General features: G+C 63.7%; 13 protein-coding genes. 4 read left to right on the top strand and 9 right to left on the bottom strand.

The annotated features are described in order from the left end of the window. Window positions 1–147 precede the first annotated feature (147 nt). Window positions 148–825 (bottom strand): UPF0149 family protein, encoded by a 678-nt coding sequence (locus FA743_RS19205; protein WP_136887683.1) that lies wholly within the window; start codon window positions 823–825, stop codon window positions 148–150. 269 nt (window positions 826–1,094) lie between these two features. Between FA743_RS19205 and FA743_RS19200 the strand changes: the two genes are divergently transcribed. Next, window positions 1,095–2,198, top strand: a complete 1,104-nt coding sequence (locus tag FA743_RS19200; RefSeq protein WP_136887682.1) for a zinc-binding dehydrogenase — start codon at window positions 1,095–1,097, stop codon at window positions 2,196–2,198. Between the two features lie 203 nt (window positions 2,199–2,401). Here FA743_RS19200 and FA743_RS19195 read toward each other — a convergent pair whose 3' ends face one another. The 5 genes from FA743_RS19195 to FA743_RS19175 all read right to left on the bottom strand — a co-directional run bounded on the left by FA743_RS19195 (window position 2,402) and on the right by FA743_RS19175 (window position 6,174). Further along, complete coding sequence (locus tag FA743_RS19195) at window positions 2,402–2,710, bottom strand: hypothetical protein (protein WP_136887681.1); 309 nt, start codon at window positions 2,708–2,710, stop codon at window positions 2,402–2,404. Window positions 2,711–2,865: 155 nt separating this feature from the next. Beyond that, complete coding sequence (locus FA743_RS19190) at window positions 2,866–3,093, bottom strand: hypothetical protein (RefSeq protein ID WP_342774428.1); 228 nt, start codon at window positions 3,091–3,093, stop codon at window positions 2,866–2,868. Window positions 3,094–3,291: 198 nt separating this feature from the next. Beyond that, on the bottom strand, window positions 3,292–4,962 hold the full coding sequence (locus FA743_RS19185; RefSeq protein ID WP_211242335.1) for an alpha/beta hydrolase: 1,671 nt from the start codon (window positions 4,960–4,962) through the stop codon (window positions 3,292–3,294). 33 nt (window positions 4,963–4,995) lie between these two features. Then, window positions 4,996–5,880: an NAD(P)-dependent oxidoreductase gene (locus tag FA743_RS19180; RefSeq protein ID WP_136887679.1), complete on the bottom strand. Its 885-nt coding sequence runs from the start codon at window positions 5,878–5,880 to the stop codon at window positions 4,996–4,998. Window positions 5,881–5,898: 18 nt separating this feature from the next. Next, entirely contained in the window at window positions 5,899–6,174 is a 276-nt protein-coding gene (locus FA743_RS19175; protein WP_136887678.1) for a hypothetical protein, read from the bottom strand. Here FA743_RS19175 and FA743_RS19170 point away from each other — a divergent pair. Further along, window positions 6,173–7,066: an NAD-dependent epimerase/dehydratase family protein gene (locus FA743_RS19170; RefSeq protein ID WP_211242334.1), complete on the top strand. Its 894-nt coding sequence runs from the start codon at window positions 6,173–6,175 to the stop codon at window positions 7,064–7,066. The two genes, FA743_RS19175 and FA743_RS19170, sit on opposite strands and share 2 nt — an antisense overlap. A gap of 121 nt (window positions 7,067–7,187) precedes the next feature. Here FA743_RS19170 and FA743_RS19165 read toward each other — a convergent pair whose 3' ends face one another. Together FA743_RS19165 and FA743_RS19160 are read right to left on the bottom strand one after the other, a co-directional pair. Then, a complete protein-coding gene (locus tag FA743_RS19165; RefSeq protein WP_136887677.1) occupies window positions 7,188–7,613 on the bottom strand; it encodes an HD domain-containing protein in 426 nt (141 codons plus the stop codon). A 231-nt stretch (window positions 7,614–7,844) separates the two neighbouring features. Further along, entirely contained in the window at window positions 7,845–9,164 is a 1,320-nt protein-coding gene (locus FA743_RS19160; RefSeq protein ID WP_136887676.1) for a cation:proton antiporter, read from the bottom strand. A 1,040-nt stretch (window positions 9,165–10,204) separates the two neighbouring features. Between FA743_RS19160 and FA743_RS19155 the strand changes: the two genes are divergently transcribed. Together FA743_RS19155 and FA743_RS19150 are read left to right on the top strand one after the other, a co-directional pair. Continuing rightward, window positions 10,205–10,573, top strand: a complete 369-nt coding sequence (locus FA743_RS19155) for a DUF6481 family protein (protein ID WP_136887675.1) — start codon at window positions 10,205–10,207, stop codon at window positions 10,571–10,573. Between the two features lie 550 nt (window positions 10,574–11,123). Continuing rightward, window positions 11,124–12,023, top strand: coding sequence for a Gfo/Idh/MocA family protein (locus FA743_RS19150; RefSeq protein WP_246055063.1), 900 nt, complete (start codon window positions 11,124–11,126; stop codon window positions 12,021–12,023). Window positions 12,024–12,132: 109 nt separating this feature from the next. Here FA743_RS19150 and FA743_RS19145 read toward each other — a convergent pair whose 3' ends face one another. Beyond that, window positions 12,133–12,645: a GDSL-type esterase/lipase family protein gene (locus FA743_RS19145; protein ID WP_211242333.1), complete on the bottom strand. Its 513-nt coding sequence runs from the start codon at window positions 12,643–12,645 to the stop codon at window positions 12,133–12,135. Window positions 12,646–12,744 lie beyond the last annotated feature (99 nt).

Below are 12,744 nucleotides of genomic sequence, written 5' to 3'. Positions count from 1 at the left end.
CGCGCCGGACGCTTGCGCTAACCGAGGGTTCCACGCCCGGCGCGCTTGCCCTGAAACCATCCGCCGACTACCAATCTCAAACCGGCAGACTCTCGTTATGACCGAGGGACCCACGGGGGGCAGGTCACAGGCCGCCAATGGTGCTTTTCAGTTCTTCCCGCAGCACTGCTTGTACTTGCGACCTGAACCGCAGGGACAGGGGTCATTGCGACCCGGGCGCTTGCTTCTGACAGGAGCGTAGGGAAGGTTGTCGACCTTCAAGACAAGCTCTGGGCGCGACACAAGCAGGATCGCGGCGACGCAGCTAGGGATCAGGTTGGGGGCCTGCAGGTCGATGTCATCGATCTCTTCCTCTGTGAACTTGCTGGTCCCCTCGTTGATGTCCTGCAGAGCCATCAGGAAGATCAGCGACGATTTGGCCTCTTCGTCGGCCTGCTTGATGAGCGCCTGCCAGGCCTCTGGGCGCAAGCGTAGTGCACGGGTGAACCCGTCGACCCACGGCTCCCACAGCGTTTCGTCACTGTTCGGGTCCACCTCGTAGATCGGCTCGATCCAAGGGGTCTTTGCCATGCCTGAGGCGACGGCGTTGTAATGGGCCATAACCGCCGAGATCGTTGTGTCAGCCGTGGCCAGATCGGGGAAGCCAGCATCACCCGTTTCTCCCCAGACGTGGGGGAGCCAGTCTGAGGGCGGCACGAGGTCAGGACAGGCAAGGATGCCGGTCAAATAGCCATCGAGTTCGCTGACTGCCATCGGAAGGTTTTTCTGCGGCAAGGCTGCCAGCAGGTCGTCGAGATGATCAAGGTCCTGGTCCGAACGGCTCACGGCGGGTCTCCCTCATGGCAAGGATGTGGATATCCATCCAGGTGCCAGATCGCAATCCGGCTGCGGTGCCGATACTTTGGTCGTCCTCGACGAGCGGCTCGATGACGATTTTACGTTACGGGCACCACATAATGCCAAACGGCTGGCCCCGTGTGCACCGCCCGCATGAGAGGTAAGGCCATGTGAACGCGGCGGCGCCCGTCTGTTTGCAGCGGTTGAACTCGGTCCACACGTGAGACAGGATCGTGCATAAGCCATCGGAGGAACCCATGGATCGCAAGAACCTGGAACTGAGATCGACCGTCACCTCGGACGGCACGCTGCGGCTGCATCTGGAGCCGGTCGTCCTGCCCGAACCCGGACTAGGGCAGCTGCTGGTGCGGGTCGAGGCGGCGCCGATCAACCCCTCCGATCTGGGGCTGATGTTCGGGCCGGCCGACATGGAGAGTTTGGCGCATGATGGGGAGGCGCTGTCCGCCCGCATTCCAGATGGTGCGATGCCCGCAATGCAGGCCCGGCTCGGCCAGTCGCTGCCGGTCGGAAACGAGGGGGCAGGGACCGTCGTCGAGGCGGGACCGGACCAGCAGCACCTGCTCGGCAGGCGGGTCGCGATGCTGGGCGGCGGCATGTATGCCCGCCTCCGCCTGATCGAGGCAAAGGACTGCCTGGTCCTGCCTGAGGGCACTTTGGCCGAGGAGGGCGCCGCGCTCTTCGTCAACCCGCTCACCGCGCTCGGCTTCGTGGAGACGATGCGTGCCGAGGGGCAAACCGCGATCGTCCACGCCCCCGCCGCCTCCAATCTCGGGCAGATGCTGGTGCGGATCTGCAAGGCCGACGGCATAGGTCTGGTCAACATCGTCCGCAGCCCCGAACAGGTTGCCATGCTCCGGGAGTTGGGCGCGGCGCATGTGGTGGATAGCAGCACTGACAGCTTTCGCGAGGACCTGACCGAGGCGATCGCCGCCACCGGCGCCACGCTGTCCTTCGATGCCATCGGCGGCGGCGAGATGACCAGCACCATCCTGAACGCCATGGAGGTGGTCGCCGCACGCAGCATGACCGGCTATGACCGTTACGGCTCGTCGGTGCTGAAGCAGGGCTACATCTACGGGTCGCTGGACACCGGCCCCTCGGTCCTGCGCCGCGGCTTCGGCTTCAGTTGGAGCATCGGGGGCTGGCTGCTGTTCCACGCCCTGCAACGCCTGGATCCGCCGACCGTCGAGCGGATGCGCCAGCGCGTGGTGGCGGAAATGACCACGACCTTTGCCAGTCACTACACCGCGCGCATTACCCTCGAGCAGGCGCTGGAGCCGGAAACTGTGGCGGCCTACATGCGCAAGTCGACAGGGGCCAAGTATCTGCTGACCCCCTGATAAGGGCGGACACGGGGGAAGAGCGCTTCCTCAGTCAATATTCTGGTCCTCCAAATGGCGGCTTGAATGGACGAGATCGAACGAAGCCGCACCGGGAGGCGCGGCTCCATCGTGAGTTTGATCAGGCCCCGCCGCCTCTGTTGGCCGCGTTGTGCGGCGGGGCCAGCATCCAATGTATCAGGTGCAGGCGCCGGACGCCGAACTCAGGCCGGCGGCCCTTGCCTGCGGTCCTGTATGAAGGTGGTACCGTACCCCTTGATCGCCAGCTTATCGCCCTTCCGCACAAGCCATCCGGCCTTCACGAGCCGGGAGACATCCTTTTGTGCTTTCCTGGCGTTCATGTCCGGAGCAGCGGCCAGAAGCATGACTGCCATCTCATACGCGATCTCGCCGTTGTCCTCGGCATCGGCGATCAGGTGAAGCAGGCAGCCGACAAGATGGCCGCCGAGGTCCCGTGCCATCCGCTGCAAAACTTCCCTCTCTATCCAAAGATGGCCATCGTCCTTGTTCATTGTCGTTCTCCTGTTTGATGTGGTTCGGGCATCCACGAGGCTGACCGGTATCGCTCGCCCGTGAGGGCGTTGCCGACCCTTCTCGAAGATCGTGGGACGCCTGCGTAGGAGATCATCCTTGGTCAGGCGGTATGGGGGAGGGGGTAAGCCTGCGGCTATCGCGGCGCTGCCCGCCATTGTGACCGCTGGGCCGCCCAGTCCGCTGGAAACGGCTCCAGCATCCGGGGCAGCGTCAGTTCAGGGCCGTGCCTGCCGTTGAGGATGACCTCGACAATGTCCGGGGCGAGCAGCGTCAGCCGCAGGACCCGGGTCATGTAGGAATGGGCGATGCACTCGGACCTGGCCAGGTCACCGATGGTGGCGAACTCGCCGCTCTCCAGCATACGCTTCCAGCGGTGGGCCCGGCCCAGCGCCTTGACCAGCGCACTGTCGCTCCGACGATGCTGGTCCTCGCGGCAGAGTTGGCGCAGGCGGAGACGCGGCTGATCTGAAAGTCAGCCGCGTCATCGATCGGCAGGGTCGGGCCGCGGAACCTGCTCAAGCCCTCTCGGACATAACGAAATGGTGATCCCTCGACTTCATCAGTGATCTAGATCAGCCTGCTTTTGGAGGAAGTGGGCACGGAGGGCATCCAGGCGTTGCGGTGTCCAGCCCGGCGGATCGGTGACCGCAAGCCATGGGCCGATGTGATCCACATAGGCGTAGCGATGACCGTGACCCATGGGCACATCAAGCGCGATGGCCATGTCGAAGGCCAGCTGCAGTTCGGTGATGATCGGATACCAGCGCAGGTCGTCCGACACCTCGGGCGCACGCGGCGCTCGCATCCAGTCGGGCTGCCGGATGGCGCTGTCGGTCCGGAAGAAGACGATGGGATCGCTCCCGTATTGCAGATAGACGATGCGGACATCGCCCCAGGGCGCACCCTCCTGCAGGCCCTGACGGCCGTCGGTGAAGCGGACGACCTCGCCCGTCGTCAGGCGCGGCAGCCAGGCAGGGGAATCGGGATCCCGCTCGGCCGTCAGCGTCTGCCAGAGCGGACTGACGAAGGGCGGCCCGACCCAGAGCGCGCCATCGATGGGCCGGTCCAGCATCTCGTGCAGCCGCAGGGACTGCTGCGAACCGTGGGCGCCCAGGCTGAGCCCGTAGAGGTAGAGCCGCGGCCGTGATTCTTCAGGCAACTGCTGCCAGCGGCGATGCACGGCCCCGAACAGTGCCCGACCGGCCTCGGCCGCGTCGTCGGGCTGCACCAGAAGCGAGATCCAGCTTTGCAGATAGGAATATTGCAGGGCCACCGTCGCCACATCGCCGTGGTGGAGATGCTCCAGCGGCTCCATCGCCGCGGGGTCGATCCAGCCGGTGCCCGTCGGCATGCCCACGACCAGCACTGCCCGCTCGAAGCCGCCCACCCGGTCCAGCTCCTGCACGGCAAGCTCTGCGCGCTCGGCCAGCGTGCGGGCGGCGTTCAGCCCGACATAGACCCGCAACGGCTGGCGTGCCGGCTGGCCCGTCACCTCCGAGATCGCTTGCGGCAACGGCGCCTGGCTGACGAAGGCCCGCCCCTCGCGTCCCAGATCCTGCCAGGCGAGCAGCGAGGCGGGACTGCCGGTCTGCCACTGCTGCCCGGGCGCGACCTGATCAGCCGGAACGAGGTCGTCCAGCGCCTGCGCCGAGCGGTCGATGCTGCGGACCATCCCGCGCACCAGCACGCCGCTGGCGATCTGATAGGCCAGCAGCGCCGTCACCGCGATGCCAAGCACATAGGCCTGCCGGGGTGGCAGCACCTGCGCGATGCGGCGGCTGGCATAGCGCCCGAGCGCCGCCAGCAGCTTGAACCCGATCAGCAGGCCGGCCGCGACACCCGTGCCCCAGCCTGCGATGACCAGCGGAGCCACGCCCTCGACGGCGGGCAGCTGCATCGCGGCGCGGATGTCGTTCTGCCAATCGGCAGCTCGGAGCAGAAAGACCGTCACGACGGCCAGCGCGACCCCACCCAGAGGAGGGACCACCCACCGCGCCTGCCGCGTCGTCAGCCGCGGCAGATGCAGATAGTGCCACAGGGCTTCGGCCAGAACCGTGACACCGTAGCCGGCGGCAAAACAGAAGCCGGCAAGGATGCCCTGGATCTCGGGGCTGCGGGGGATCAGGGACGGGGTCAGCGAGCCCGCCACGAACAGCGCGCCGATCACCAGCCCCATGCCCGACGTGCGCCGGTCGAACCAGTCCAGAAAGCTGAGCATCGCGCTCGTCATCACGTCCCCTTGCCGCGGCCAACAAGTTTATATTCAAAGACCGTTGGCTTTGGCGATGTAGTCCGACAGATGCGGCACGTAGTCTTCCGGGCCATCGCCGCCTGTCGCCATCGCCAGCGCAAAGGCGTTTTTCACGGCGCTGGCCATCGGCGTGGCGACGGTCGATGCATTTGCCATGGATTCGACATAGCGCATGTCCTTGTAGGCATTTCCCAAGGTGAACTTGTGCGCCTCGCGGTTGCCCTCCAGCGCATGTTCCATGAATGTCTGGTAGAAGCCGCAATCCATCCGGCCGCCCCGGATGACCGTGTCGAAGTCAGCCACAGGAATGCCGACCTTGCGCGACAGGGCCAGCGCCTCGGAATACAGCGCGGCATAGCCCAAAGATAGGAAGTTGTTCAGAAGCTTCATCTTGTGGCCATCGCCAACCGCGCCGATATGCACGATCTTGGCGGCCCAGGTGGCGATGATCGGCTGCACCCGCGCAAAGGTGGCTTCGCTGGCCCCTACCATGCAATCGAGCGTTCCGGCCCATGCCTCTTTCGGGGTGCGGGACAAGGGCGCGTCGACGAAGTCCACGCCGATCTCGGCCAGGTCCGCCGCCAGGCGCAGGGTAACGGTCGGGTCGGAGGTGGAACAATCCACCACCATCGCGCCCGGTGCCAGTCCGGGCTTCAGGGCCGCCACCGCAGCCGCAACCTCGGGGGAGCCGGTCAGGCACATCAGGATGACGGTGCAGTTGCGCGCAAGGTCCTCGAGGGAGGCGGCTTCGACGGCGCCGCGCGACACCAGATCATCGATCGCCGCGCGCTTGCGGTGCGCCACCACGGTCAGCGGATAGCCCTGTTCGACGATGTTCTTCGCCATGCCGTGCCCCATTAGGCCAAGCCCGACAAAACCAATCTTCTCTTGCGTCATCGTCATTCTCCGGGTGAGTCAGGAAAGATCAAAGCGGCAGCGCAGGTCGGCGATCTGTTCGGGTGTCGGCAAGCGCAGCGTCTGACTTTGCAGCATCGGAAACGGCATGTCGATCCTCGGAGGATCGTCGGGTCTGCCGGATGGGCGCGTCATCAGGGCCCGGGTGTGGCGCTGGTAGAAGGCCGCATCACCGGGGTGCTTTTTCGCACGGATGCCGTGCCGGAACGGGTTAACGCTGGCCGCGACGGGCCAAGCAGGACTATCAAACGGGTCTATGGATACGGAGAGCATCATGACCAAGCGCATCATTTTCACGGGCGGCACCGGAAAGGCCGGTCGCCATGCCGTGCCCCACCTGCTGGCGAAGGGCTACAAGATCCTGAACGTCGATCTCAAGCCGCTCGACTGCCCGGGGGTGAACACGCTGATCACCGACATCACCGACAGCGGCCAGGTCTTCAACGCCCTCACCACCCATTTCGGCTTCGATGGCTTTGATGAGGGCACCCCACCGAAAGCCCCCGATGCCATCGTCCATTTCGCCGCCGTGCCGCGGGTGATGATCCACCCCGACAACACCACCTTCGCGCAGAACACCGTCGGCACCTACAACGTGCTGGAGGCGGCGATGAAGCTGGGCGTGCGCAAGGTGATCTTCGCCAGTTCTGAAACCACCTATGGCGTGTGCTTTGCCGAAGGTGACAAGGATTACCATTCGTTTCCGCTGGAAGAGGATTACGACAGCGATCCGATGGACAGCTACGGCCTGTCGAAGGTCGTCAATGAAAAGACCGGCCGTGCCTTCGCGATGCGCTATGGCGCGGATGTCTATGCCCTGCGGATCGGCAACGTTATCGAGCCGCATGAATACGCCAACTTCCCCGGCTACCTGGCCGATCCGATGAGCCGCAAGCGCAACGCCTGGAGCTATATCGACGCCCGCGATCTGGGCGAGATCGTGCATCTTTGCCTGCAGAAGGACGGGCTTGGGTATCAGGTGTTCAACGCGGTGAACGACACCATCACCGCCGACATGCCCACGGCGGAGTTTCTGGCCAAGTATGCGCCGGATACGCCGGTCACCCGACCGATGGGCAAGGATGAAGCCCCTCTTTCCAACCGCAAGATCCGCGACGTGCTGGGATTTCAGGAAGCGCATCCGTGGCGGACCTACGTGGACGTCTAACCTGGCCAGCCGGGGCACGGGTGGCGCAGGGCGGGATCTGGAGAAGCAAGTTCGTAGTCCCGCGTGACTGGCAGGAGGGTGGGCGTTGATAACGGTGGGCACACCAAACCGCATTGCCTCCTCACTCTGGCGAAACGCCCAGCGTCCTGAGCGCCTGCAGGTATTTCTGAGACCGCTGCTCATCGGAAGGGGTCGGATCCGCAATCCGGGTCATGTCGAGGTTGTCGCGCAGGTCTGCGATCTTCACGGCGCGCGCGATCGAGTTGCGCGCTGCGCGGTTGACGAAGTCGGCGTAGGTCTCGCTTTCGCGCCGGGTCATGGCGTCAACCGCGGCCAAAAGCTCTTCTTCCAGACCCTCGCTGCGCAAGTCCTCAAGCGTCCAATGGCTGTCCTCGACAACGTCGTGAAGGACAGCCACGATACGCTCGGAGGCGGTGGAGCATGCATGCATCACGCGTAGCGGGTGCAGGATGAAGGGCGCGTCTGCCTTGTCCCGCTGGCCGCGATGAGCACTTGCAGCAATCTCGATTGCGCGCTCCAGATCCATGTCTGCATCCTCCGAAAGTTCTGATTTTCATCCCTGCAGGAAATTGTCCCAGCATTTGCAGCGGGGCCAGTTCCAACAGGGAGTTCAAATTAACAGCCAGGCAGGCGCTGTGTTCCCGACAGCTGCACAAGTGGCACTGATCCAGAGCAGCAGGTGCGAACCGACTGCTGACGGCAACGATGCACGTTGTGGGAAGGTGATGTGCGCCGTGGGATCATGGGAATGGCAGCATCAGCGAGCGTCCCTGCCCGGCCCCTGAAAGCCCGGGGGCGGTACGGCGTCGTCGGCATCCGGATCGCGGCCCTGCGCGCGGTCCAGGGTTCGCATGATCGGTGTCACCGAAAGGCCGTGCATGATGATGGACAGGACAACCACCAATCCGACGATCGCCCAGAGACGCGCGGCGTGCTGCAGATCATCGATATGGTTCAGTCCGTAGGCCAGATAGTAGAACGAGCCGATGCCCCGGATGCCGAAAAAGGCGATGGTCAGTCTTTCGTGCCATGATGCCTTGAACCCCGTCATCCCCACCAGGGCGCTGATCGGACGGATGACCAGCAGGATCACCACCGCCGCTGCGATATCCGTGGGGACAAGTGGGGACAGCAGCCCATTTGCGAGTGCGCCTCCGAAAAAGAGCAGCAGCACCATCATCGAAATGCGCTCGATCTGCTCGATCAGGTCATGCATCGATGTGTGAAAGTCGTGATCCCTGTGGGACTGACGGAAAGCAAGGGCCGTGACAAACACGGACAGAAAACCATAGGCATGAATGACCTCGGTCAGTCCGTAAGACACGAACGTCGCGGACAGGGCAATCAGCCCGTCACCGGTCTTCGCCAGCCTGCTCTCCGCCGGAATGTGAAACGTGATCCAGCCGAACAGCCGCCCGACCAGATAGCCGCCCAGAATGCCGACAACGATCTCCCAGGCGACATTGTAGGTCAGCCACTCGAGGGCCCAGGGTTCGTGCTTCACGGACGCCGCCGCCAGTGCGATCGCCAGATGGACGAAGGGAAAGGCGGCCCCATCGTTCACGCCCGCCTCGGATGTCAGGGCAAAACGAACCTCGTCCTCTTCCCCCGTCTTCGGTGGACCGACCTGGACGTCCGAAGCAAGGACGGGGTCCGTTGGAGCGAGAACTGCGCCGAGCAGCAGCGCCATCGCCCAGGGCAGGGCAAGCCACGTCCCCGCCAGGAGAGCGATCAGCGCGATCCCCAAGGGCAGCGTCAGGAAGATCAGACGCCAGGTGACCCTCCATGACCGCAGGCCGAGCACTCGGTCGATCTTGAGACCCGCGCCCATCAGCGCGATGATGACGACGAACTCGGCAAACCGCTCGGTGATCTCGGGGTGCTCAAGCGGCGAGGGATCGAACTGAAGCCCGGGGATGACGCCGAGGCCCATCCCCAGCGCGATGCAGATGATCGGTAACGAAAGCGGAAGTCGTCGGAGGGCCAACGGAAGCCACGCGACCAGGGCGATCAGCAGGCCCAGCCCCATCAGAAGAAGGATGTAGGGGTCGGGTGGCTCTGCGAGATTTTCGAACATGTGTCGCCTTTCGAAACCGTGCGCGGAGCATGGTCCGATGATGGGGGGAGGGGGGATGGGAGTCGAGTGTGACCTGGAAGAGTTCACCGCAGAATGACTGCATTGCGATTTCGCCCGGCATCCAACCGTAGTTCCGGTAAATGGTTCCTGCGACGCGGTCACGCACAATCACGTCTGCCAGCAAGTGTGATCTAGACGTCTGCTGTAAGGTGCGAACCTGCGAACCCTAGATGCTCAGTTGCAGCGCCTTCGGAGGATGCTTGCAAAAGGGAGAGGCCGATTATGTGGCTGGCCCTGTTTGCTGCTAAGGCCCTATTTAGATTGAACTCTTTGATGAAAGCGGTCCGGACCTTGGCAGTCCCAAATTTAGGAATTGGACGTTGGTAGCGCGCACCTGCGCACTTGGGTGCGCACCCCGATTTTTACGGCCAAACTGGAGATACTGCGCGACTAAGCCCACCGCATAGGAAAGCGCGTCGGAAGGACCCAAGAAAGTGGAGATCGGCGCCCTTTTCAAAGCCCTCTTCGGCGAACAAAAAACTGCACTGGAGGAATTGGTTTTATAGGTCCAGAAATCGGCACCGTTTCAGTCTTGAGATTTGCAGCACAATGTCAGCTTTGGCAACTCTGCACCGGGGTTGGAAGCAAATCCACAGACCGGCCCGTCCGCCCGACGCCGAACTTGCCCGACGTCTTCTGGATCCCGATGCACCAGCATTTCGGGCGACGTTTGCTATGACCCTTCTCGGCCTCACGATCGCAGATCGTGGCGTACAAGGCCAAGCGCGCCGCATCCTTTCGATAGAAATCAACTCGGCTTACAATGATGTGGCAGTGGAACGTTGACAGGCGGACGTGGTGCGCAGCGGTAGTTCGAAAGAACACGTGTCCAAAGCAGCGCTCCAGCCTCTCGTGGTATTGGCTGTGCGTCCATGCAATCGAAGCGACGGTACTACTCGAGGCTGGCAACTGTGCGCCTCTTGGACTACGTCGCGCGGGCATGACTTGTTGAGCGACCCTACTTCTGACGGAACACGAGTATGAAAAACCCGAGAGAGAACGATTTCACCGGTCGCCGCAGCGATGCTGCGGATGCAAAGGCTGCTCTGTTACAAGCCCACCGCGCCGCGAAAAACGCTGCTGAACCGACCCGCCTTGCACGGCAGGAAGAACGGCAGGCGGTGGCTGCAGCCAGGGAGGTACGCCAGGCGGAGGCCACGAGAATGAAACTCGAAGAGCAGGAGCGCCTTCGCAGGGATACCTTGGCAGCCGATGCGACAGCCAAAAACGAGGCCGAAACGCGCGATGAGGTTGAGAAGGACCTCAGCTCACGCACCGCGGAGGATGAAGCGGCCCAAAAAGCTGAGCGCGACCGGCGCTACGCCAACCGCAAAGCGAAAAAGCGCTAGAACGATAGTTCCAGAGCTGACCCACCTTTGTGAGGGTTTTGGTAACATTTAACGGTCAAAGCATGATCGTCCGGCCTTTTCTTGCAGGTTGCTGCGGCTGAGCTCGCCTCAAGATGGGAACTTTCGTTTCCGGTCTTGAGGATGGAGCAAAGTTGGAGGAGGTGATAATCTTTCTGCGGGGCCTAACGCCGTGCCCTTGAAGGGCAGGTAATCTTGTGTCGAACGGCACACTGACGCGCGCGTTGCCGGTCTGTCCGGGCGAGACGTGGCAGGCCAGCTTCAATGGCTTGCCTTTGGCCGCGATAGAGGTTGAGTTGGTCTGATCGGGCCGGGGTCAATGGCAAGGTGAGGATTCTCGTGGTCCGCACAACCTCGATAAAAGGCGTGTGAAGGAGCCGCATGATGATGACCCGTACGGATCAGGTGGTCCTCGTGGCTGGGGCGATGGGGCAGGAGCAGACCGTGTGAAGACGTTTGCCATCATTGGTCTGGGAATGGCGCTGGCTCCGCATATGGCCAGCCTGGCCGATCTGAAGGGCAGGGCGCCGCTGTGGCCCATGCGGTGACCCGCAGCCCTGCGCGACGGGCCGCGTTCGAGGCCGCCTACGGCATCGCCGCGACCGGTGATCTGGACATGGCTCTGGCTGATCCCGCGGTCGACGCGGTCATCTTGCTGACCCCGCCCGACAGCCATCGCGATCTGGGTCGCCGGATCCTGGCGGCGGGCAAGCATCTGCTGATCGAGAAGCCCGCCGGGCTGGTGACGGAGGACACCCGGTTTCTGGCGGACCTGGCAGGATCGGCCGGCCTCTTGGCCGCCCCGGTGCTCCAGCACCGGTTCCGGCCCGCCATCCGGGCGGTCGCGGCCGCTCTCGCCTCCGGCGCCCTCGGCCGGCTCTGCGGCGTGCACTGCCTGATCCCGTGGTGGCGGCCGCAATCCTATTACGATGCCCCCGGACGCGGCACCTATGCACGCGACGGCGGCGGCGTCCTGTTGACCCAGGCCGTGCACACGCTCGACGTCCTGCGCGCGCTCTGCAGGGGCGCGACGATCACCGCCGCGCAGGCCGTGACCAGCCCCCTCCACCGCATGGAGGCCGAGGATCTGGTCTGCGCCTTGGCGACCTTCGGCCCCGACGCCGCGCCCGGCACGATCATGGCGACGACGGCCTGCTCTCCGGGCATGACCGAGACGATGACGCTGATCCTCGAACGGGCGACGATCCGCATCGAAGGCCTGAGCGCCACGGTCTTATATTCCGACGGTCGGATCGAGGACCTGGGCGGGCAGGGGGCCAGTGGAAGCAGTGCAGACCCCATGGCCTTTGACCATGCCAGCCATCGCGACCTGATCGCGGCCTTCCTCGATACGATGGAGGGCAGGGCGCCTCTGGCCGTCGACCTGTCCGACCTGATCGCGACGCGTGAGATGATTGACGCGATGGTGTGAGGGGGCAGCTGGCGTTTCAGCTCTGCCTCCGCAAAAGGCGCCACCGATGACGCTGTCATGGCTCCGGCGAGCGGCGCGCCTGTGAACCAGACGCGCCTGGGCTCACGACTTATTCCAGAATGGCCCTCACCTTTTCAGCCACTCCTCGCCCAATGTTCTCATGCGCGCCAGCCGACAGATGTACCCCATCTATGCCGTCCGTTTCAGCGAGTGTCCCGACATCGAGGAACTCCGCGTCGGCTGCTTCCGCAATCGTCTGGTAATGCTCGGGAAGCGCTTGAGTCTTTTCGACGCCCCCGGCAAACCGCTCTGCCCGCCCCTCGGGGTATAGCTCCCCAAGTGGGGGCGGTGCCAGCACCAGAACCTCCGGTGTCGGATAGTCCGTTCCGACGCCACCACCGGTTTGCGCGACGATGTCGATCAGCTTTCCCATCCCCAGCGCGATCCGGAACGGTGATCGGTCAAACTGGACCTTCACGTCGTTGGTGCCCAGCATGATCACCACAAGATCAAGCGGGAGATGGGACGCGATGATCGGCGACAGGGCGGCGGAACCGTCCAAGCCGGCCCCGGAAATATGCGGCAGGGTCGGATCCGCGATGTCGGTGGTGCGCGCGCTCAAGCCCGCCTCGATGACCTAGTACCCTTCCCCGAGTTCCGCTTGCAGAATGCCGGGCCATCGGACATCGGCATCATACCATCCCGTCGGTCCGCTTTCCAC

The organism is Paracoccus gahaiensis (genome assembly GCF_005048225.1).
GTDB classification, from domain to species: domain Bacteria; phylum Pseudomonadota; class Alphaproteobacteria; order Rhodobacterales; family Rhodobacteraceae; genus Paracoccus; species Paracoccus gahaiensis.
Note: the sequence above shows the minus strand (reverse complement) of the source record. Positions and strands in the feature narration are given on the sequence as shown.

What these genes read in the sequence shown, in the direction of transcription:
- FA743_RS19200 (WP_136887682.1), top strand. Translation starts at nt 1,095, where the DNA reads ATGGATCGCAAGAACCTGGAACTGAGATCGACCGTCACCTCGGACGGC.
- FA743_RS19175 (WP_136887678.1), bottom strand. Translation starts at nt 6,174, where the DNA reads ATGATGCTCTCCGTATCCATAGACCCGTTTGATAGTCCTGCTTGGCCC.
- FA743_RS19190 (WP_342774428.1), bottom strand. Translation starts at nt 3,093, where the DNA reads ATGCTGGAGAGCGGCGAGTTCGCCACCATCGGTGACCTGGCCAGGTCC.
- FA743_RS19165 (WP_136887677.1), bottom strand. Translation starts at nt 7,613, where the DNA reads ATGGATCTGGAGCGCGCAATCGAGATTGCTGCAAGTGCTCATCGCGGC.
- FA743_RS19185 (WP_211242335.1), bottom strand. Translation starts at nt 4,962, where the DNA reads ATGACGAGCGCGATGCTCAGCTTTCTGGACTGGTTCGACCGGCGCACG.
- FA743_RS19180 (WP_136887679.1), bottom strand. Translation starts at nt 5,880, where the DNA reads ATGACGCAAGAGAAGATTGGTTTTGTCGGGCTTGGCCTAATGGGGCAC.
- FA743_RS19195 (WP_136887681.1), bottom strand. Translation starts at nt 2,710, where the DNA reads ATGAACAAGGACGATGGCCATCTTTGGATAGAGAGGGAAGTTTTGCAG.
- FA743_RS19170 (WP_211242334.1), top strand. Translation starts at nt 6,173, where the DNA reads ATGACCAAGCGCATCATTTTCACGGGCGGCACCGGAAAGGCCGGTCGC.
- FA743_RS19160 (WP_136887676.1), bottom strand. Translation starts at nt 9,164, where the DNA reads ATGTTCGAAAATCTCGCAGAGCCACCCGACCCCTACATCCTTCTTCTG.
- FA743_RS19155 (WP_136887675.1), top strand. Translation starts at nt 10,205, where the DNA reads ATGAAAAACCCGAGAGAGAACGATTTCACCGGTCGCCGCAGCGATGCT.